Origin of the sequence: Actinomadura luzonensis (assembly GCF_022664455.2) — a bacterium.
In the GTDB taxonomy this organism is placed as follows: domain Bacteria; phylum Actinomycetota; class Actinomycetes; order Streptosporangiales; family Streptosporangiaceae; genus Nonomuraea; species Nonomuraea luzonensis.
The window spans coordinates 1,068,160-1,087,750 of record NZ_JAKRKC020000002.1; the positions used below are offsets into that span (position 1 = coordinate 1,068,160).

General features: G+C 73.0%; 16 protein-coding genes and 1 pseudogene. 3 read left to right on the forward strand and 14 right to left on the reverse strand.

The window, feature by feature from the left end:
* Nucleotides 1-8: 8 nt before the first annotated feature.
* From MF672_RS35180 to MF672_RS35200, 5 genes are all read right to left on the reverse strand, one after another.
* Nucleotides 9-3,974 carry a HAMP domain-containing hybrid sensor histidine kinase/response regulator gene (locus tag MF672_RS35180; protein WP_247815577.1) on the reverse strand — a complete coding sequence of 1,322 codons (3,966 nt, stop codon included), beginning with the start codon at nt 3,972-3,974 and terminating at the stop codon, nt 9-11.
* 101 nt (nt 3,975-4,075) lie between these two features.
* On the reverse strand, nt 4,076-6,148 hold the full coding sequence (locus tag MF672_RS51545) for a glycoside hydrolase family 2 protein (protein WP_302893329.1): 2,073 nt from the start codon (nt 6,146-6,148) through the stop codon (nt 4,076-4,078).
* Nucleotides 6,149-6,172: 24 nt separating this feature from the next.
* Nucleotides 6,173-7,015 carry a carbohydrate ABC transporter permease gene (locus tag MF672_RS35190; RefSeq protein ID WP_242381976.1) on the reverse strand — a complete coding sequence of 281 codons (843 nt, stop codon included), beginning with the start codon at nt 7,013-7,015 and terminating at the stop codon, nt 6,173-6,175.
* A complete protein-coding gene (locus tag MF672_RS35195; RefSeq protein WP_242381975.1) occupies nt 7,015-7,878 on the reverse strand; it encodes a carbohydrate ABC transporter permease in 864 nt (287 codons plus the stop codon). Before MF672_RS35195 ends, MF672_RS35190 begins: the two co-directional genes overlap by 1 nt.
* Complete coding sequence (locus MF672_RS35200; protein WP_242381974.1) at nt 7,875-9,257, reverse strand: ABC transporter substrate-binding protein; 1,383 nt, start codon at nt 9,255-9,257, stop codon at nt 7,875-7,877. The genes MF672_RS35195 and MF672_RS35200 overlap by 4 nt, the downstream gene beginning before the upstream one ends.
* 127 nt (nt 9,258-9,384) lie before the next feature.
* Between MF672_RS35200 and MF672_RS35205 the strand changes: the two genes are divergently transcribed.
* Nucleotides 9,385-10,404, forward strand: coding sequence for a LacI family DNA-binding transcriptional regulator (locus tag MF672_RS35205; RefSeq protein ID WP_242381973.1), 1,020 nt, complete (start codon nt 9,385-9,387; stop codon nt 10,402-10,404).
* A 10-nt stretch (nt 10,405-10,414) separates the two neighbouring features.
* On the opposite strand, the gene MF672_RS35210 is transcribed toward MF672_RS35205, so the two are convergent.
* The 3 genes from MF672_RS35210 to MF672_RS35220 all read right to left on the reverse strand — a co-directional run bounded on the left by MF672_RS35210 (nt 10,415) and on the right by MF672_RS35220 (nt 13,124).
* Entirely contained in the window at nt 10,415-10,780 is a 366-nt protein-coding gene (locus MF672_RS35210) for an STAS domain-containing protein (RefSeq protein WP_242381972.1), read from the reverse strand.
* A gap of 151 nt (nt 10,781-10,931) precedes the next feature.
* Entirely contained in the window at nt 10,932-12,401 is a 1,470-nt protein-coding gene (locus MF672_RS35215; protein WP_242381971.1) for an MFS transporter, read from the reverse strand.
* A gap of 129 nt (nt 12,402-12,530) precedes the next feature.
* Nucleotides 12,531-13,124 (reverse strand): TetR/AcrR family transcriptional regulator, encoded by a 594-nt coding sequence (locus MF672_RS35220; RefSeq protein ID WP_242381970.1) that lies wholly within the window; start codon nt 13,122-13,124, stop codon nt 12,531-12,533.
* A gap of 89 nt (nt 13,125-13,213) precedes the next feature.
* Between MF672_RS35220 and MF672_RS35225 the strand changes: the two genes are divergently transcribed.
* Nucleotides 13,214-13,945 carry a MerR family transcriptional regulator gene (locus tag MF672_RS35225; protein ID WP_242381969.1) on the forward strand — a complete coding sequence of 244 codons (732 nt, stop codon included), beginning with the start codon at nt 13,214-13,216 and terminating at the stop codon, nt 13,943-13,945.
* Between the two features lie 85 nt (nt 13,946-14,030).
* Here the strand turns inward: MF672_RS35225 and MF672_RS35230 are convergent, their stop codons facing one another.
* From MF672_RS35230 to MF672_RS35255, 6 genes are all read right to left on the reverse strand, one after another.
* Nucleotides 14,031-14,477, reverse strand: a complete 447-nt coding sequence (locus MF672_RS35230) for a CBS domain-containing protein (protein ID WP_242381968.1) — start codon at nt 14,475-14,477, stop codon at nt 14,031-14,033.
* A gap of 59 nt (nt 14,478-14,536) precedes the next feature.
* Nucleotides 14,537-15,199, reverse strand: coding sequence for a potassium channel family protein (locus tag MF672_RS35235; RefSeq protein ID WP_242381967.1), 663 nt, complete (start codon nt 15,197-15,199; stop codon nt 14,537-14,539).
* Nucleotides 15,192-16,544, reverse strand: coding sequence for a TrkH family potassium uptake protein (locus MF672_RS35240; RefSeq protein WP_242381966.1), 1,353 nt, complete (start codon nt 16,542-16,544; stop codon nt 15,192-15,194). Before MF672_RS35240 ends, MF672_RS35235 begins: the two co-directional genes overlap by 8 nt.
* A 176-nt stretch (nt 16,545-16,720) precedes the next feature.
* Entirely contained in the window at nt 16,721-17,062 is a 342-nt protein-coding gene (locus tag MF672_RS35245; RefSeq protein ID WP_242381965.1) for a DUF3140 domain-containing protein, read from the reverse strand.
* Nucleotides 17,059-17,295, reverse strand: a complete 237-nt coding sequence (locus tag MF672_RS35250) for a hypervirulence associated TUDOR domain-containing protein (protein WP_242381964.1) — start codon at nt 17,293-17,295, stop codon at nt 17,059-17,061. Before MF672_RS35250 ends, MF672_RS35245 begins: the two co-directional genes overlap by 4 nt.
* 58 nt (nt 17,296-17,353) lie before the next feature.
* Nucleotides 17,354-18,508, reverse strand: a complete 1,155-nt coding sequence (locus MF672_RS35255; RefSeq protein ID WP_242381963.1) for an epoxide hydrolase family protein — start codon at nt 18,506-18,508, stop codon at nt 17,354-17,356.
* Between the two features lie 63 nt (nt 18,509-18,571).
* Between MF672_RS35255 and MF672_RS35260 the strand changes: the two are divergent.
* Nucleotides 18,572-19,561, forward strand: a pseudogene (locus tag MF672_RS35260) (helix-turn-helix transcriptional regulator); the annotation flags it as partial.
* Nucleotides 19,562-19,591 lie beyond the last annotated feature (30 nt).

Genomic DNA, 19,591 nt, shown 5'->3' on the forward strand with positions numbered 1-19,591 from the left:
TGTCCTCCTCATGAGGTCGCGGCCGGGTCCAGCCAGTACTGGATGCGGTCGATGAGATGGTCGGCGTCCACCGGCTTGGTGACGTAGTCGCTCGCCCCGGCGGCCAGGCTCTTCTCCTGGTCGCCGGGCATGGCCTTGGCCGTGACCGCGATGATGGGCAGGTCGGCGTACCGGGTCATGGACCGGATCGTCTCGGTCGCGGTGTAGCCGTCCATCTCCGGCATCATCACGTCCATGAGGATCAGGTCGGTCTCGGGGTGCGCGGTCAGGGTGTCGATGCCCTTGCGGCCGTTCTCGGCGTGCAGCACGTTGATGCCGTGGATCTCCAGCATGCTGGTGAGCGCGAAGAGGTTGCGGGCGTCGTCGTCGATGACCAGCACCGTACGGCCGGCCAGGGTGTTGTCGATCTCGCGGCCGGCCGCCGTCTCGACCGTCCCCGGCCGCACCAGCGGCAGCACGTCGCCCGGCTGGGCGGCGGTCAGGTGCAGGGCGATGCGCTCGCGCAGCTCGTCCAGGCTGGACAGCAGCTCCAGCGGCTGGTTGGCCAGGTGCACCTCGCGCTGCGGGTGCGAGCGCCAGTTGTTGTAGGCCAGCACCGGCACCCCCTCCAGGTGCGGCTCGCCGTCCATGCCCTCCAGCAGCCGGTACGCCGACAGGTCCGGCAGGTCGAGGTCGAGCACCACGCAGTGGCAACGCTCGTCGGCGAGCAGCCCCCGCGCCTCCTCGGCCCCGGCGGCCGTGACCAGCTCGAACGGCCCGCCCGCGCCCTGCGCGTTGGCGAGGTCGCCCATCACGCTCTCCACGACCAGCGCCAGCAGCCCGTGCCGGCGCTCCTCGACGACGACGAGCCGCCGCCGGCCCACCGGGGCCTCCACCTCGACGGGCGGCGACTGGCCCGCGTCGGGGGCGGGCACCGCGTCGAAGCCCGGCCGCGCCACCGGCAGGTACAACGTGAACACGCTGCCCTGCCCCGGCGTGCTCTGCACGGTGACCGCGCCGCCCAGCAGGTAGGCGATCTCGCGGGAGATCGACAGGCCGAGCCCGGTGCCGCCGTACTTGCGGCTGGTGGTGCCGTCGGCCTGCTGGAACGCCCCGAAGATGACTTCGAGCTGCTGCTCGGGGATGCCGACGCCGGTGTCGACGACCCGCAGCGCGAGCGCGGGCCCGTTGGCCCGGACCGAGACCGGCAGCTCGGCCGGCGAGGCCGGCTCGATGCGCAGCTCCACGCCGCCGGTCTCGGTGAACTTGACCGCGTTCGACAGCAGATTGCGCAGCACCTGGCGCAGCCGGGAGTCGTCGGTCAGCAGCTCGGCCGGCACGCCCGGCGCGGTGGTGACCCGGAAGTCCAGGCTCTTCTGGCTGGTCATCGGCCGGAAGGTGGCCTCGACGTAGTCGAGCAGCCGCCGCAGCGGCACCCATTCGGGGTTGACGTCCATCTTGCCCGCCTCGACCTTCGACAGGTCGAGGATGTCGTTGATGAGCTGCAGCAGGTCGGAGCCGGCCGAATGGATGATGCCGGCGTACTCGACCTGCTTGGAGGTGAGGTTGCGGGTGTGGTTCTGGGCGAGGAGCTGGGCCAGGATGAGCAGCGAGTTGAGCGGGGTGCGCAGCTCGTGGCTCATGTTGGCCAGGAACTCGCTCTTGTAGGTGGAGGCCAGCGAGAGCTGGTGCGCGCGGGTCTCCAGCTCCTGCCGGGCCTGCTCGATCTCCAGGTTCTTGGCCTCGATGTCCTGGTTCTGGCTGGCCAGCAGCCGGGCCTTCTCCTCCAGCTCGGCGTTGGAGCGTTGCAGCTCCTCCTGCTGGCTCTGCAGCTCCTCCGAGCGGGCCTGCAGCTCGGCGGCCAGGCGCTGCGACTCCTTCAGCAGCTCGTCGGTGCGGGCGTTGGCGACGATCGTGTTGAGGTTGACCCCGATCGTCTCCATGAGCTGTTCCAGGAACGCCAGGTGCACGGGCGTGAACTCCTGCACCGACGCCAGCTCGATCACGCCGAGCACCTGCTCCTCGACCACGATCGGCAGCACGATCACCGAGGCCGGGTCGGTGCGGCCGAGCCCGGAGGAGATGGTGATGTAGCCGTTCGGCAGGTCGCTCATGGCGATCGTGCGGCGGCTGCGGGCGGCCTGCCCGACCAGGGCCTCGCCCAGCCGGAAGCGGACCGGCCGGCCGGGGTCGGCGGGGTAGCCGTAGGCGCTGATGAGCTTCAGCTCGCTCTCCTCGGCCAGGAAGAACGCGCCGTACTGGGCCGAGACGAGCGGCGCCAGCTCGCTCATGACGAGCTCGGCGACGGTGGCGAGGTCGCGGTGGCCCTGCATGAGACGGGACATGCGGGCGAGGTTGGACTTCAGCCAGTCCTGCTGCTCGTTGGCCGTGGTGGTCTCGCGCAGCGACTTGACCATCGAGTTGATGTTGTCCTTGAGGTCGGCCAGCTCGCCCTCGGCGTCCACGGTGATCGAGCGGGTCAGGTCGCCCGAGGTGACCGCGCTGGTCACCTCGGCGATCGCGCGGACCTGCCGGGTCAGGTTGCCGGCCAGCTCGTTGACGTTCTCGGTCAGCCGCTTCCAGGTGCCCGAGACGCCCTCCACCTCGGCCTGGCCGCCGAGGCGGCCCTCCGAGCCGACCTCGCGCGCCACCCGGGTCACCTCGGCGGCGAACGACGACAGCTGGTCGACCATCGTGTTGATGGTGGTCTTCAGCTCCAGGATCTCGCCGCGCGCGTCCACGTCGATCTTGCGGGTCAGGTCGCCGCGCGCGACCGCGGTGGTGACCTGCGCGATGCTGCGCACCTGGTTGGTCAGGTTGTCGGCCATCGAGTTGACGTTGTCGGTCAGGTTCTTCCAGGTGCCGGCCACGTTCGGCACCCGGGCCTGGCCGCCGAGCTGGCCCTCGGTGCCGACCTCGCGGGCCACCCGGGTCACCTCGTCGGCGAACGCGCCGAGCGTGTCGACCATCGTGTTGATCGTCTGCGCCAGCGCGGCGACCTCGCCCTTGGCCTCGACGGTGATCTTCTGCGACAGGTCGCCGCGCGCCACCGCCGTGGCCACCTGCGCGATGCTCCGCACCTGGTTCGTCAGGTTGGAGGCCATGACGTTGACGTTCTCCGTCAGGTCCTTCCACGTCCCCGACACGCCCCGCACGGTTGCCTGGCCGCCCAGGTTGCCCTCGGTGCCGACCTCGCGCGCCACCCGGGTCACCTCGTCGGCGAACGACGAGAGCTGGTCGACCATCGTGTTGAGGGTGTTCTTCAGCTCCAGGATCTCGCCGCGCGCCGAGACCGTGATGCGCTGCGACAGGTCGCCGCGCGCGACGGCCGTGGCCACCTGCGAGATGTTGCGCACCTGGTCGGTGAGGTTGCCGGCCATGAAGTTCACCGAGTCGGTCAGCGCCCGCCAGGTGCCCGCTACCCCCTTGACGTCCGCCTGGCCGCCGAGCTGGCCCTCCGTGCCGACCTCGCGGGCGACCCTGGTCACCTCCTCGGCGAACGACGAGAGCTGGTCGACCATCGTGTTGACGGTGTTCTTCAGCTCCAGGATCTCGCCCCGGGCGTGCACGGTGATCTTCTGCGACAGGTCGCCCTGCGCCACCGCCGTGGTGACCTGGGCGATGCTGCGCACCTGGTCGGTGAGGTTGCCCGCCATGGCGTTGACCGACTCGGTGAGGTCCTTCCAGGTGCCCGACACCGCCGGCACGTCGGCCTGGCCGCCGAGCCGGCCCTCGGTGCCGACCTCGCGGGCCACCCGGGTGACCTCCGAGGTGAACAGCGAGAGCTGGTCCACCATGCCGTTGAACACCGAGGCGATCTCGCCGAGCAGCCCGTCGGCGTCGTCCTCGGGGAGCCGGGTGCGGAAGTCGCCGTCCCTGACCGCCGTCAGGCCCGCGAGGAGGCGCCGCAGGTCGGGCTCACCGACCTCGCCAGGGCCTCGGGCGCGCTTGCCGCGCGTGGTCGAACGGGACGTGCCGACGGTGGGGTCGCTCATGACCACTCCTCCGTAGTCGCCCGGGGCCTATACCTCAGGTGACGGAGAGACTAGCCGTAGTGGCCCCTCCCGCGGGCTAACCGCACGTTGTCATCCCCGTATCACACCCCGTGCATGTTCCCTGTGCGGGCGATCGCGACCGGATCGTCCCCGATGACCGGGTCGGTGCGGGTGTCCACGTCCACCGCCGAGCGGGCCAGCACCTCGCCGCCCGGGCCGGTCAGCGCCAGGTGCAGCCGCCCGCTCGGCCACCCGTCCGGCAGCGCGGCGCGGACCTCGGCGGGCGCGCCGAGCAGGAACGGCTTCGCCTCCGCGCGCGGCCCGTCCCGCCAGGCGGCCTCCGGGCCGGGGGCCGGGCCGAAGACCGGCGTCCAGGCGGTGCGCAGCCGCCCGCTGACCGGGCCGTCGCCGTGGTGCGACACCCGGACCGGCACCACGACCTCGCCCGACGCGCTCAGCAGGTCACGGCCGGGCGCCACCGGGACGACGTCCAGCACCAGCGTGGTCACGGCGTTGACCGCGGCCGGGTCCACGCCCGCCAGGTCCTTGGCCCGGCGCTCGAAGTCCAGCAGGCCCGCCGACTCGTGCTCGATGTCGTACAGCTCGGTGTAGACGTAGCCGGCCAGCCGGTCGTGGCGGCGCAGCTCCTGGGTCTGCCAGCGCAGGTGCCAGGCCCGTTCGACGCAGGTGAAGCCGCCGCCGTACTCGCTGTTGAGGTTGGGCAGGCCGCGCAGGGGCAGCCCGGGGACGCCGGCCAGCTTCTTGCGCACCACGAAGTCGGGGCCCAGCCGGACCGGGAAGTCGTCCTGCCCGCCGTCCAGCAGCGCGGCCACCGTGCGGCCCCAGGAGGCGGCCGACTCGTCGTAGTAGTGCCAGTCCAGCAGGTCCGTCCGCACGTGCGTCCAGCCGGAGTTGTCCACCGCGGGCCGACTCGGGTCGAGCGCCTTCAGCACCTCGTACGCCCGCGCCACCGCCTCCTGCTTGGCCGGGTCGCCCGGGACGTCCCAGTCCAGGCCCCACTCCTCGTTGTAGAGCCCCCAGATGACGATCGCGGGGGAGTTGCCGTCCCGCTCGACCATCGGCGCGATCTGCTCCTCGAACGCCGCCGCCGACCCCGCCGAGAACCGGCCGGTCGAGGCGGGCTCGGCCCACACCAGCATGCCGAGCACGTCGGCGTGGTAGGCGAAACGCGGGTCCTCCAGCTTCAGGTGCTTGCGCACCAGGTTGTAGCCGGCCGCGCGGGCCAGTTCGAGGTCGTGCCGGAGCGCGTCGTCGCTGGGCGCGGAGATGCCGGTGCGCGGCCAGTAGCCCTGGTCCAGCACGCCCCGCACGTACAGGCGGCGGCCGTTGAGGTACAGGTCCTCGCCGATCGCCTCCACGCGCCGCAGGCCGGTGTGGCAGGCCACCTCGTCCACGCCGTCGGCGGAGGTGAGGCGGGCGTCCACGTGGTAGAGGTGGGGGTCCTCCGGCGACCACAGGCGCGGCGCGGCGACCGGCAGCACGGCCCGCGCCACGCCGTCCTCGACCGGCACCTCCACCTCCGTGCCGGTGCCGCGCACCGTCAGCCGCAGCACGGCCGGCGACGGGCCCGCCACCCGCGCCTCCGCCTCGATCGCGTCCAGCCCCTCGGCGGGCCGCAGCCGCAGCGCGGCCAGGTGCGTGGCGGGCCTGGCCTCCAGCCAGACGCTCTGCCAGATGCCCGACGACGGGGTGAAGCAGACGCCGTCGTAGTCGTCGCGCGGCACGCTGCGCTGCTTGCCGTGCGGGATGTCCCGCTTGTCCGGCGGGGCCGAGACCCGCACCACGACCTCCTGCGGGCCGTCGCCGCGCAGCGCGCCGGTGACGTCGGCCTCGAACGGGGTGTAGCCGCCCCGGTGCGCCGCCACCTCGGCGCCGTTCACCCACACCGTGGCCTCGTGGTGGACGGCGCCGAAGTGCAGCACCACCCGCCGGCCCGCCCATCCCTCCGGCACCTCGAAGCGGCGGCGGTACCAGGCCACCGGCAGCCAGTGGGCCTCGATGCCCGAGGCCGGGGTCTCCCAGGCGAAGGGCACGGTGATGGTCCGGTCCCAGCCCGGCTCGGCGTCGGCCCGGAAGTCCCAGTCGCCGTTGAGGCTCGACCAGGAGTGCGACCGGTCGAAATGGGGCCGGGGATATTCCGCACGCGGCGTCATGATGCTCTCTTTCGTGACGGCGGGTCAGCCCTTGACGCTGCCCGCGAGGATGCCGTTGATGAAGTGGCGCTGCAGCAGCACGAAGATCACCAGCAGCGGCAGCATGGCGACGCTGCCGGCGGCCAGCAGCTCGCCCCACACGGTGGCGAAGTCCGCGCCGATGCGGTTGCCGGTGATGTTCTGCGCCAGGGTGGACAGCACCACCTGGAGGGTCTGGTGGGAGGTGTCGTTGACGGCGACGACCGGCCAGACGAAGTCGTTGTAGACGTTCATCGTGGTCAGCACGGCCAGCGCGGCCAGGCCGGGCCGGATCACCGGCAGCACGACCCTGGCGAAGATGCCGAACTCGCCCGCCCCGTCCACCCGGCCCGCGTCGATCAGCTCGTCCGGGATGGCGGCGATGGTCTGCCGCATCCAGAAGATGCTGAACGCGTCGATGCTGCCCGGCAGGATCAGCGCCCGGTAGGTGTTCACCCAGCCGAGCGCGCTCATCTCCAGCAGCAGCGGGATGATCAGCACCAGGGTCGGCAGCATCAGCGTCAGCAGCACCACGCCGAACAGCGCGTTCTTGCCGGGGAAGTCGTACTTGGCGAAGGCGTAGCCGGCCAGCGGGCAGAAGAACATCGTCATCGCGCCGCGCACCACCAGCACCAGCGCCGTGTTGGCGAACCCGGTGCCGATCGGCACGTCGGCGAACATCGCCCGGTAGTTGTCCAGGGTCAGCGCCCCGATCGACAGCGGATCGGTGATGATGTCGGCCGCCGGCTTCAGCGAGGAGCTGACCGCCCACCAGATCGGGTACAGGAACACGATCGCGAGCAGCGCCAGCACCGCGTACTGCAGGGGGCCGGGCCGGTTCTGGTTCATCAGGTCCCGTCCTTCGCGCGCAGCAGCCTGACCGAGACCAGCGACAGGCCGAAGACCAGCAGGACCAGCAGGAACGAGTTCGCGGCGCCGGTGCCGAGGTCGGAGGCGGTGATGTGCTTGTACAGGTAGAGGCCGGCGGTGGTGGTGGAGCCGTACGGGCCGCCCTCGGTGACCACGAACGGCTCGGCGAACATCTGGAAGACCGCCAGCGTCTGCACGACCACCAGGAACGCCGTGCTCCGCCGCACCAGCGGCACGGTGATCGACCAGAACTGGCGCCAGCGGGAGGCGCCGTCGAGGGCGGCGGCCTCGTACACGCCGCCGGGGACGGCCTGCAGCCCGGCCAGCAGGATGATGATCGCGAACCCGGTGGTCTTCCACAGGAACAGCAGCGCCAGCGTCGGCTTGGCCCACGCCGTGGAGGTCAGCCACTCCACGCCGGGCAGGCCGGCCAGGCCGAGCAGGTGGTTGACCAGGCCGTGGTCCTGGTCGAAGACCACGATCCACACCTGCGCCATGGCCACCAGCGGGGTCACGAACGGCGCGATGAACGCCACCCGGAACAACGCCCGCAGCCGCAGCCTGGCGTTGGCCAGCAGCACCGCGCCGCCCAGCCCGGCGACGACCTGGACCGGCACGATGAGCAGCCACATGACCGCGCTGTTGCCGAGCGAGGCCCAGAAGTCCGGGCTGGTCAGCAGGTACAGGTAGTTGCCCGCGCCGACCCAGTGGGCCTCGCCCGCGCCCCGCCAGCGCATGAAGCTGAGCTGGAGCGCGTAGCTCAGCGGGTAGAGCCCGAACGCCGCGAACACCACGAAGAACGGGGCGATGAACAGGTACGGCGACAGCCGGAAGGACCTCATGAGCGGTCGATGAGGTTCCGCTGGATCTTCTCGACCGACTCCGTGATCACCTGGTCGGGGGACATCCGGCCGGACATCAGGCGCTGGAGGTTGTCGCCGAGGTAGTCCACGGACTGCGCCCACCACCCGGGGATCGGCGCGGCGGCCGGGATCGTGGCCGCCGCCTCGACGGCGACCTTCCACAGGTCCTGGCCGCCGAGCGCCTCGATCGGCCGGAACAGCGGCTTGTCCGGGTCGAGCGCCGGGGTGTAGCTGGGGATCGAGGTGGACAGGCCGCCGGGGTAGACGTCGTTGGGGCCGTAGACGGCGGTGTAGCCGGGCTCCTTGAAACACAGGAACTCGTACAGCAGCCAGGCCAGCTCCGGGTTCCTGGCCTTGGCGGGGATGACGAAGCTGCTGCCGCCCATGGCGCCGCTGCGCGCGCCGCCGGGCGTCCAGGCGGGCAGCGGGGCCGCCCGCCACCTGCCCTTGGTGGCCTTGAGGAGCTGCTGCGGCGCGAACGACCACCAGATCGCCCACGGCACGAACACCTGCTGCCCGCCGTCGAGGGCGCTGATGTCGGCCGGCTCCAGGTAGGGGGCGTGGGTGACCAGGCCGTCGTCCACGGCCGAGCGGACCCAGGTGAGGATGCGCCGGTACTCGGGGGAGTCGAGGCGCAGCCTGCCCTGGGCGTCGGTGAGGCTCGTCCCCTGCTGGTTGGCCAGCATCTCCAGCCACAGCTGGCTGAGGAACGGGGTCTTCTCCAGGTGGATGGGGCGGGTCCTCGGGTCCTTCTCCTTGACCGTGCGGGCGGCCGTCAGCAGGTCGTCGTACGTGGCCAGGCCCGCCGGGTCCACGCCCGCGCTCTCCAGCACGTCCTCGCGGTACCACAGCAGGCCCGGGTCCAGGTCCCACGGCACCCCGTAGATGCGGCCGCCCACGGTGTTGACCGACAGCTTGTACGCCGACGTCCGCTCCCGGTAGGGCGCGATCAGGTCGGTCAGGTCGTACAGGTGCTCGGCCTGCCCGCCGATCCTCGCGTCGTCCCAGAAGCTGCCGTCGGGCACGTCCGTGCCGCTGATCAGGGTGTTGGCCAGCTTGGCGTCGATGTCCACCGCCTGGTGCCGCACCGTCACGTTCGGATAGGCCTGGCGGAACCTGCCGATGGCCGCGTCGAAGACCTTGAACAGGTCGCCGGACCGGTTCCAGACGGTGATCTCGCCCTTGACCGACGACGCCGAGGCGGTCGGCCTGGCCAGCTTGCTCGGCTGCGCGCCCGCGCCGCCGGCTCCAGGGGCTCCGGGGGCGCACGCCGCCAGCGCGCCGCCCGTGGCCGCCAGCGCGGCGGCGCCCAGGCCGCCCTTGAGGAAACCGCGGCGGCCAATGGGGGTTGGGGACATCCTCTACTCCTCAGCCAACGCTGTGAGGGTTCTGCAACGATGCAGACATCATGCATACTCCTCTGCAACGATGCAAGAGTTGGTTTAGGATCTTCCCAGTTCCCCCCGCTGGAGGTATAGGAGTCCCATGGCCGGTCCCACCCTGCGCGACGTCGCCAAGCGGGCGAACGTGTCCATCCGCACGGTCTCCAACGTGGTCAACGGGTACGCCCCCGTCTCCGCCGAGCTCAAGGCCCGGGTGCAGGCCGCGCTCGACGAGCTCGACTACCGTCCCAACCTGATCGCGCGCAACCTGAAGCAGGGCCGCACCGGGATGATCGCGCTGGTCGTGCCCGAGCTGGACGTGCCGTACTTCGCCGAGCTGGCCCGCCAGGTGATCACCGCCGCCCGCGCCCACGGCTACGTGGTGATGGTCGACCAGACCGACGGCGACGGCGAACGGGAGCGCGAGCTGCTGGGGCGCGACTCGCGGGCCACCATGTTCGACGGCCTGCTGCTCAGCCCGCTGACGATCACCGCCGACGAGCTACGCGCCCGCGGCAACCGCATTCCGGTCGTGCTGCTCGGCGAGCACATCGGCGGCGGCGGCTTCCACCACGTGGCCATCGACAACGTCGCCGCCGCCCGCGAGGCCACCGCCCACCTGCTGGGCCTCGGCCGCCGCCGGGTGGCCGCGATCGGCGACCAGCCGTACGCGACGGGGGAGACCGCGCAGCTCCGCACCGCCGGCTACCGGCAGGCGCACGCCCGCGCCGGACTGGAGGTGGACGAACGGCTCATCGTCCCGACCCCGCGCTTCCACCGCGCGCTCGGCGCCGAGGCCATGGAGGGCCTGCTCGCCCTGCCCGAGCCCCCCGACGCCGTCTTCTGCTACAACGACCTGCTCGCCATGGGCGCGATGCGGGCCCTGACCCGGGCCGGTCGCCGCGTCCCCGACGACGTGGCGGTGGTCGGCGTGGACGACATCGAGGAGGGCCAGTACAGCACTCCCGCCCTGACCACGGTGGCCCCGGACAAGGGCGAGATCGCCCGCCGGGCGGTGGAGGCGCTGCTGGGGCTGATCGGCGGCTCGCCGGCCCCGCCGCACGACATCGTCATCCCGCACCGGCTGATCGTCCGCGAGAGCACGGGGGCGCCCGCCGCCTGACGGGCGCCGCCTAAACGGAACGTTCCGCCGAGGCCAGCGCCTCCGCCACCGCCGCCTCCACGGTGGGGTGCACCGGCACGTGCGCCAGCACGCCGGTGATCTCCAGCAGGCGGGCCGGCAGCGGCTGCACGGCGGCCAGGCGCACCGCCCCGCCGCCGCGCAGGCAGGCCGTCGCGCACATGAGCAGGACGTGCAGGCCGGAGCTGTCCATGAACGGCACCCGGGACAGGTCGAAGACGAGCTGGCCGCAGGGGGAGCCGAGGGTGTCGGTGACGTAGGCCTCGAGCTGACCGCGGTTGGTGGCGTCCATCTCGCCGCTCACGGCGATCACGGTGACACCCGGCAGGCGCTCGTGAGCCAGCGTCAAAGACGGCATCTACCTCGTCACCGCTCTCGCCGGCAGTTCGTGACCATCAATGAAGGATAGTCCGCCGGAGTCGTCCGCGATATCCCAGTCTAACGGCCGGGAATCGTCCGAAAACCCGGCCCGATCAGTGGCCCGATCAGTGGCCCGATCAGTGGCCCGGTCAGTGGCCGTGGCCGTGACCGTGGCCCACGGCGGCGGGCCGGCCGGGCGGCACCAGCCCCAGCGAGACCAGCGCCGCCGCGCCCGCCGTCACCGCGCACACCGTGAGCCCCGCGACGAGCCCGCCGGTCCCCGCGGGGCCGTCCGCCGGGCCGCCCGCCAGGCTCGGCGCGGCCACGGCGGAGGCCACCGCCACGCCGATCGAGCCGCCCAGCTCGTGGAAGGTGTTGAGCACGCCCGAGGCGACGCCGTTCTCGCCGGGCGGGACGTTGGCCATGGTCGTGGTCGTCGCCGCCACGAACGCCGGCCCGATCCCGAACGCGGCCAGCGCGAACCCGGGCAGCAGCGTCGCGTACGGGCTCGCGCCGGGGGAGATCCCGGTCATCAGCGCCGCCCCGGCCGCCGTCAGCACGAACGCCGCCACCGCCACCGGCCGCCCGCCCACGCGGGGGATGAGACGCCCGCCGGCCTGCGCGCCGGCCGTGATCGCGACCGCCACCGGCAGGAAGAGCAGTCCGGTCTCCAGGGCGCCGAAGCCCCTGACGTGCTGGAGATAGAGCGAGGAGAGGAAGAACAGGGCCAGCATGAGCCCGGTGGCGGTCAGCATCACGAAGATCCCGGAGATCACCGGCCGCCGGGCCAGGGTCGCGGCGCGCATGAGCGGCGTCCGCACGACCCGCTCCACCGCCACGAACAGCGCGTAGAGCAGCGCGGCCCCGGTGAGCGGGAGCAGCGTCGGGGCCGCGCCCCAGCCGGCGTCGCCCGCCGTGACCAGGCCGTAGATCAGCAGGGCCGTCGCCGCGGTGACGAGCACCGCGCCGGGCACGTCCACCCGTCCGGGAGCGGCGGCCCCCGCTCTGGCCGGCCCTGTGGTGGTCTGCCCTGTGGTGGGCCGCACCGCGGTCGCCACGGCGGCCAGCACCAGCACGCCGATCGGCACGTTCACGACGAACACCCAGGCCCAGCCAGGGCCGGCGGTCAGGAGCCCGCCGAGGAGGACGCCGAACGCGGCGCCGGTGCCGCCGACGGCCGCCCACACGCCGAGCGCGCGCCCGCGCCGCTCGCCGTGGTAGACGGTGGTGATGACGGCCAGCGCGGCGGGGGAGAGCAGCGCCGCGCCGACCCCTTGCAGCGCCCGGCCCGCGATCAGCACCGCGCCGCTTCCGGCCAGCGCGCACAGCAGCGAGGCCGCGGTGAACAGGCCGAGCCCGGCCAGCAGCGTCCGGCGGGCGCCGAGGGTGTCGGCGAGCCGCCCGCCGAGCACCATGAGGCCGCCGAAGCACAGGGTGTAGGCGGTCACCACCCAGGTCAGCGCCGCGCGGCCGAGCGCCAGGTCCGTCCCGATGGACGGCAGCGCGACCTGCACCACCGTGATGTCGACGACCAGCATGAACTGGGCCAGGCAGAGCAGCGTCAGCAGGCCCCAGCCGCCCGGCCGGCGCACCTTCGCGCGTGAGGTGTCGGGTCTCAAGGGAATCTCCTTAACTTGAACACGGGTGTTCAAGTTAACACGCGTGAACGGTACCCCGGTAGGGTGAAGGAGGAGCCGGACCCGGCCGAGGCCGGACGGTCGGGCGTCCGGGCGAGGCTCAGGAGGACGTTAGGAGGACGTCAGGAGCGACGTCATCGTGGCGACCAGCACCCGCTCCACGTCCTCGGGCGCCAGCCGTCCCGCCGCGCGCTCCTGGGCGGCGCTGTGGATGATCGAGAAGAACGTCGTGACCAGCCACGGCAACGGCAGGTCCGTACGGAAGTCGCCGTCCCGCCGCCCGCGCTCGATCAGCCGCTCCACCCGCCGCAGCGGGCGCTCGTGGTGCTCCCTGATGCGCTCGGTGGCCATGACCCGGTCGGCGGCCACGAACAGCCGCCGGTGCCGGTCGAGCACCTCCCACGACGAGCGCAGCAGCCGCGCCAGCGCCTCCGGCGCCGGGAGCCGGTCGAGGGCGGGGTCGTCCAGGACCGCGTCCGCCAGGCCGACCGCGTGCCGCATCACCGCGTCCACCAGCGCCTCCCGCGACGGGAAGTGCCCGTACAGGGTCACCCTGCCCACCCCGGCCGCCTTCGCGACGTCGGCGACGCTGGCCGACGGGTCGGCGCTGAGCAGCCGCGTGGCGGCCTCCAGGATGGCGGCGACGTTGCGCTCCGCGTCGGCCCTGCGGGCGGGCCCGGGCTGCCGGGGCGCGGCTCTGACCATGCCACCACCCTACGACCCCGCCCCTGCCCGCCGCCCCAGTCCGCCCGTCCTTGCATCGGACGCGGCGTCAGGGCCTAGCGTCGTCGGATGTGAACGCAAGACGCTGGAGGATCGGCGAGCTCGCCGCCGCGACGGGCGTGACCGTGCGGACCCTGCGCCACTTCGACCAGATCGGCCTGCTGCGTCCCGCCGAGCGCTCGCCCGCCGGGCACCGCGTCTACACCGGCGACGACGTCCGCAGGCTCTACCGGATCCTGGCGCTGCGGGAGCTGCGGCTGCCGCTGGCCGAGATCCGGCGGTCGCTGGAGGCGGGGGCCGACCTGCGGGCCACCCTCGACCGGCAGCTCGACCAGGTGGAGCGGCAGCTCGCCGGGCAGCACGCGCTGCGCCGGCGGCTGCTCGGCCTGGCCGCGGCGCTCGACCGGGCCGGCCGTCCGTCGATCGACCAGCTCATCGACACCATGGAGGCGATGATGCAGGCCAGGCACTTCACCCCGGAACAACTCGCCCGCTTCGAGGAACGGCACCGCGAGCTCGGCCAGGACGGCCTCGCCCGCCGGATGCGGGAGCTGGACGGGCTGGCCGCCGAGGCCCGGGAGCACGCCGGACGCGGCACCGACCCGGCCGACCCGGCGGTCCAGGACCTCGCCCGCCGCTGGACGGCCGCCGTGGCCGGGCTCGCGGGCGGCGACCGGAACGCCATGTCGGCCATCTACGGCAAGATCGAGGCCCGCGGGCCGGAGGCGGCCACCAAGGGCATGCTGAGCGAGGACGCCTGGAGCCTGCTCAGGCGCGCCTTCGCCGTCGGCTTCCCCGTCTGAACCACCGCCGGCGCCCAAGACCGCATCCGGGCCGAGGCCGCGTCCGACCTGCGGCCGTGCCGGGTCCGAGGCCGCGCCCTGCGGCTCAGAGCTGCAGGGCGTGGTCCACCAGGCACTGCAGCGTGACCGCGCCCGTCAGCCGCTTGTCGGCGTCGACGACCGCGACCAGGGGGCTGCGGGTGCGGGCCATGAGCGCGGCCAGCTCCAGCACGGTCGCCTTCGCGTCGGCGACCGGCAGCTCGCGCGGCTGCTCGGGCAGGCACTCGCGGACCGTCTTCTCGCCCAGCCTGCGCAGGAACAGGTCGGCGTGGGCCTCGTCCACGACCCGCGCGAGCGCGGGATCGTCCTGGCAGTACGGCGGCACCGCCAGGCGCAGCACCTGGGTGCCCGGCAGGATGCTGAGCGGCCGGGCGTCGTCGTCGACGATGATGAGGCCCGGCAGGTCCCGCTCCGCCAGCAGCCTGGCCGCCTCCAGCGCGGGGGTGTCCAGGGTGACCGTCGGGAAGTCGACGGCGAGATCGCGTGCGCGCATCAGTGTCCTCCGACCGACAGCCTAGCCAACCGCCCGCACCCCGGATCCCTGTGCCGGGCTCAGGGCAGCTCGGCGAACCGCTCGACCTGCTCAGTGCGCCCCGACACCAGGATGACGTCGCCGTAGGACAGCTCGGTCTCGGCGGTCGCGTACGTGAACGGCTCGCCCGGCGGCTTGACCGCGACGATCGTGACGCCGCGCTTGCGCCGCAGGTTGGACTCGCCGAGCGGCACGCCCACGTACTCCTTCGGCGGCCTGATCTTGGCGAGCGCGAAGTCGCCGTCCACCTGCATGAAGTCCAGCATCCGCCCGCTGACCAGGTGCGCGACCCGCTCGCCCATGTCATGCTCGGGGAAGACGACGTGGTGCGCGCCGACGCGGTCGAGGATGCGGCCGTGCTGGGAGCTGACGGCCTTGGCCCAGATGTCGTTGATCTCCAGCTCGACCAGCAGCGACGTGGCCAGGATGCTGGCCTCGATGTCGCTGCCGACGGCCACCACCGCCCGGTAGAAGTCGGGCACGCCGAGCTGCCGCAGCGCCTCCATGTCGGTGGCGTCGGCGGTGGCGATCTGGGTGATCTGCCCGGCCAGCGCCTGCGTGATCTTGGGCCGGTGGTCGATGGCCAGGACCTCGGTGCCGCGCCGGGTCAGCTCCAGCGCCAGCGAGGTGCCGAAGCGGCCCAGCCCGATGACGACCACCGGGTTGCTCTTGTGCTCAGCCAACGATGACTCGCTCCTCGGGTAGCTCGTAACGGCGGGTGCGCCGGTTGAGCGCCAGCGCGGAGCCCAGCGTGAGCGGGCCGATCCGCCCGATGAACATCAGCACCGCCAGCAGGACGTGCCCCGCGACGCCGACGTCGGCGGTGATGCCGGTGGACAGCCCGGCCGTGCCGAACGCCGAGATCACCTCGAACAGCACCTGGTCCAGCCCGTGCGGGGTGAGCGCGAGCAGCGCGTACGTCGAGACCGCGACGAGCGTCACCCCCAGCACCGTGATCGTGACGACCTGCCGCTGCGTGGCCTCGGGCAGCCGCCGGCGGCCGATGTTGACCCGGCTCTCGCCCCGCAGCTCGGCCCAGACGATGAAGGCGAGCATCCCGAACGTCGTCACCTTGATGCCGCCCGCGGTGCCCGCGCTGCCGCCGCCGACGAACATCAGCAGGTCGGTCACCAGCCAGCTCGACGGGTACATCTGCGCGATGTCCAGGACGTTGAACCCGGCCGAGCGCGGCATGACGGCGGTGAAGAAGGCCGCCATCACCTTGGTGCCGCCGTCGAGCGGGCCGAGCGTCGCGGGGTTGCGCCACTCGGTGACCAGGAACAGCAGGGTGCCGAGCACCAGCAGGAAGGCGCTGGTCCCGACGGTGATCCTGGTCAGCACCGTCCACCTGCGCGGCTGCCGCCAGTGGCGGGCCAGCTCGAACACCACGGGGAACCCCAGGCCGCCGACGACGGCCGCGGCCGCCACGGTCAGGCAGATCCACGGATCGGTGACGAAGCGCATGAGGCTGTCGGGCCACAACGCGAACCCGGCGCTGTTGAACGCGGTGACCGCGTGGAAGACGCCCAGGTAGAGGGCCCGGCCGAACGGCTCGCCGTAGCCGGCGAGGAACCGGCCGGTGAGCACGGCGGCGGTCGCCGCCTCGCAGACCAGGCTGAACACGACCACCTTGAGCACGAGGCGGCGGACGTCGCTCATGCTCAGCGTCTTGGTCTCCGCCTGCGCGGCGATCCTCGCCCGCAGCCCGAGCCGGCCCGACACGAGCAGCGTGAACACGGTGGCCAGCGTCATGATGCCGAGGCCGCCCACCTGGGCCAGCGCGGCGATGACCACCTCACCGAAGACCGACCAGTGGGACTCGGTGTCGACCAGCACCAGCCCAGTGACGCACACCGCGGAGGCGGCGGTGAACACGGCCGCCGCCCAGCCGGCCGACACGCCCTCGGTGGTGGCGACCGGGAGCACCAGCAGCGCGGCGCCGAGCCCGATCGCGACGGCGAACCCGGCGGCGACGACCTGCGCGGGATGCCCGAAACGGGCTAAGAGGGCGGGCGCGGCACGCATCATCGACCCCCGCCGTGACTCCAGCGCATCGCGCAACGCCCCCCGGAAAGCTCGGCCGACAGTCCAAGCCGACCAGACTTCCCGGCGCACCGGGCCCTACGATACCGGCCCGCCGGAACGCCCGCGCGACGGGCGCGGCCCCGGGTCACCAGAGCGGCCCGGTCACCTGAGCGGCCGGGTCACTTGAGCGGGTCGTGCCCCCAGTTCATCAGCGAGTACCGCCAGCGCGTCTCCTTGACGTCGCCGGAGGGCCGCTGGGCGAGGTGCCGGTGGACGTACCCGATGACCTTCTTCATGTGGGCGTAGTCGTCGTCGTCCCACTCGGTCTTCTTCTCGTGCAGCAGCGCCACGAGCCGCCGTCCCGACCCGTGCCCGACCGACTCCCCGCCGTGCCCGTCGTCGTCGTCCTTCTGGCCGACCGACTTCGACTCCTCCGTCGTCAGCCAGTGCTCCAGCTCCTTGGCCGTCATGTTCACGGCCCGCCCGAACTCGGCGGCGATCTCCCGCCGGTCGTCGCTCACTTCTTCTTCCGCTTCTTCAGCGCCGACGCCTTGTGCACCGCCTCGCCGCCGCTCTTGTCGCTGCGCACCAGGTACTGGGGCTCCTCCGGTGAGGCGTCGACGGTCCGCTTGGCGGCTTTCGTCCGCTTGGTGATCTTCTTCTCGACCTTGCCCTCGGCGGTGCCGCCGTGGCTGCGCCAGGTGACCTCGTCGCCCTTGGACAGCGCGTCCTTCTTGTCGTCCTTCTTCGGCATGCCCCTGCGGCTACCCCGGCCGGGACGGCGTAGCCGCAGGTCAAAGCCTGATCTCCCGTCACCTGAGCGAGCGCTGGAACGCCCGCAGCTCGGCCACCAGGACGTCCGGGGCCTCCAGCGCGGCGAAGTGGCCGCCCCGGTCGAACTCCGACCACCGCACCACGTTGTGCGCCTGCTCGGCCAGCGGCCGCACGGAGAAGTCGGTCGGGAAGACCGCCACCGCCGTCGGCACGGTGCCGCGCGGCTTCGGCGCCCAGGCGGCGGCGTCGTTGAACCGCTCGTAGTAGGTGTGGGCCGCCGGACCCGCCGTCCCGGTGAACCAGTAGACGCTCACGTCGGTGAGGAGGCGGTCGCGGTCCACCGCGTCCTCGGGCAGCTTGGCCGCCGGGTCCGTCCAGTCCTTGAACTTCTCCACGATCCAGGCGAGCTGCCCGGCGGGGGAGTCGTGCAGCGCCGCCGCGATCGTCTGCGGACGGGTGCCCTGGAGGTTCATGTACGCCCCCAGCTCCCGCTGCCACTTCTCCATGCCGGCCAGCCGGCCGCGCTCGGCCTCGCTCAGCCCGGCCATCACCGCCGGGTCGCCGGTCGGGAACGTCAGCAGGGCGTTGACGTGCACTCCTGCCACGTGCTCCGGCGCGGCCCGGCCGATCAGCGGCGCGATGAAGGCGCCCACGTCGCCGCCCTGCACGAGGTAGCGGTCGTGACCGAGCCGCGCCATCAGCTCGGCCAGCGCGGCGGCGGTGCGGCCGTCGGTCCAGCCGGGGCCGGGCAGCGGGCCGGAGAAGCCGTAGCCCGGCAGCGACGGGATCACCAGGTGGAAGGCGTCGGCCGGTGTGCCGCCGTGCGCGACCGGGTCGGTGAGCGGCCCGATGAGGTCCAGGAACTCCACCACCGACCCCGGCCACCCGTGCAGGAGCAGCAGCGGCACGGCGGCCGGCTCGGCCGAGCGCACGTGCAGGAAGTGCACGTTCGCCCCGTCGATCGTGGTGGTGAACTGCGGATAGGCGTTCAGCGCCGCCTCCTGGGCGCGCCAGTCGAAGCCGTCGGCCCAGTACGCGGCCCGCTCCCGCAGGTAGGCGGTCGGCACGCCGCGCTCCCAGCCCGTGCCGGGCAGGTCGGGCGCCCAGCGGGTGCGGCGGAGGCGGTCGCGCAGGTCGTCCAGCGCGGTCTGGGGGACGTCGATGCGGTACGGCGCGATGCGCGGGTTGTTCATGCCTCCGACGGTAGGAGTGAATGGTGACAGGTTCCGGCACCGATGCGCGGCACAATGGCGGTCATGTTGGAGACCTCGGCGCGGCTGCTCCGCCTGCTGTCCCTGCTGCAGTCCCGCGCCGACTGGACGGGCGCCGAGCTGGCCGGCCGCCTCGGCGTCGGCCTGCGCACGGTGCGGCGCGACGTCGAGCGGCTGCGCGAGCTGGGCTACCCGGTGGACGCCACCCCCGGCGTCGCGGGCGGCTACCGGCTCGGCGTGGGCGCGGCCCTGCCGCCGCTGCTGCTCGACGACGAGGAGGCCGTCGCCGTCGCGATCAGCCTGCGCACCGCCGCCACCGGCAGCGTCGCCGGGCTGGAGGAGGCCGCGCTGCGGGCGCTGGCCAAGCTGCGGCAGGTGCTGCCGTCGCGGCTGCGGCACCGGGTGGCCGCGTTCCAGGCCGCGACCGTCCCGCTGGCCGGGGCCGCCGCGCCCGGCGTCGGCGCCGACCTGCTCACCGCCGTCGCCGCCGCCTGCCGCGACCACCGCCGGCTGCGCCTCCGCTACCGGGGCCGCGACGGGGTGAGCGAGCGGGAGGTGGAGCCGCACCGGCTGGTCCACACGCCGCGCCGCTGGTACCTGCTGGCGTGGGACCTCGGCCGGCGCGACTGGCGGACGTTCCGCCTGGACCGCGTGGAGGAGCCCCTGGGCCTGCCGGGCGCCCGGTTCACGCCGCGCACGCCGCCCGAGCAGGACGTGGCCGCCTACGTCTCGCACGCCATCACCTCCGCCCCCTACCGCTACCGGGCGCGCGTCCTGTTCCACGCCCCGCTGGCGGCCGTCGCGCCCCGCACCTCGCCGGGGGCCGGGCGGCTGGAGGCCCTGGACGACGGGCGCTGCCTGTTCCTGGCCGGCTCCGACTCCCTCGACGAGCTGGCCCTGCACGTGGCCGCCAAGGGCTTCGAGTTCGAGGTGCTCGACCCGCCCGAGCTGGCCGACGCGCTGCGCGAGAACGCCGCCCGCCTGCTGCGCGCCGCCGCCCGATCCGTGGCATCCTCGGACCCGTGCCCCCCGGACCCCGCCCCTCCGCCCCCCAGCCCGCCGACC

Excerpts from the sequence above, each read along its gene's own strand:
- MF672_RS35200 (WP_242381974.1), bottom strand. The coding sequence starts at position 9,257 with ATGTCCCCAACCCCCATTGGCCGCCGCGGTTTCCTCAAGGGCGGCCTG.
- MF672_RS35250 (WP_242381964.1), bottom strand. The coding sequence starts at position 17,295 with ATGCCGAAGAAGGACGACAAGAAGGACGCGCTGTCCAAGGGCGACGAG.
- MF672_RS35205 (WP_242381973.1), top strand. The coding sequence starts at position 9,385 with ATGGCCGGTCCCACCCTGCGCGACGTCGCCAAGCGGGCGAACGTGTCC.
- MF672_RS35180 (WP_247815577.1), bottom strand. The coding sequence starts at position 3,974 with ATGAGCGACCCCACCGTCGGCACGTCCCGTTCGACCACGCGCGGCAAG.
- MF672_RS35255 (WP_242381963.1), bottom strand. The coding sequence starts at position 18,508 with ATGAACAACCCGCGCATCGCGCCGTACCGCATCGACGTCCCCCAGACC.
- MF672_RS35195 (WP_242381975.1), bottom strand. The coding sequence starts at position 7,878 with ATGAGGTCCTTCCGGCTGTCGCCGTACCTGTTCATCGCCCCGTTCTTC.
- MF672_RS35190 (WP_242381976.1), bottom strand. The coding sequence starts at position 7,015 with ATGAACCAGAACCGGCCCGGCCCCCTGCAGTACGCGGTGCTGGCGCTG.
- MF672_RS35230 (WP_242381968.1), bottom strand. The coding sequence starts at position 14,477 with ATGCGCGCACGCGATCTCGCCGTCGACTTCCCGACGGTCACCCTGGAC.
- MF672_RS35220 (WP_242381970.1), bottom strand. The coding sequence starts at position 13,124 with ATGGTCAGAGCCGCGCCCCGGCAGCCCGGGCCCGCCCGCAGGGCCGAC.
- MF672_RS35210 (WP_242381972.1), bottom strand. The coding sequence starts at position 10,780 with ATGCCGTCTTTGACGCTGGCTCACGAGCGCCTGCCGGGTGTCACCGTG.
- MF672_RS35240 (WP_242381966.1), bottom strand. The coding sequence starts at position 16,544 with ATGATGCGTGCCGCGCCCGCCCTCTTAGCCCGTTTCGGGCATCCCGCG.
- MF672_RS51545 (WP_302893329.1), bottom strand. The coding sequence starts at position 6,148 with ATGACGCCGCGTGCGGAATATCCCCGGCCCCATTTCGACCGGTCGCAC.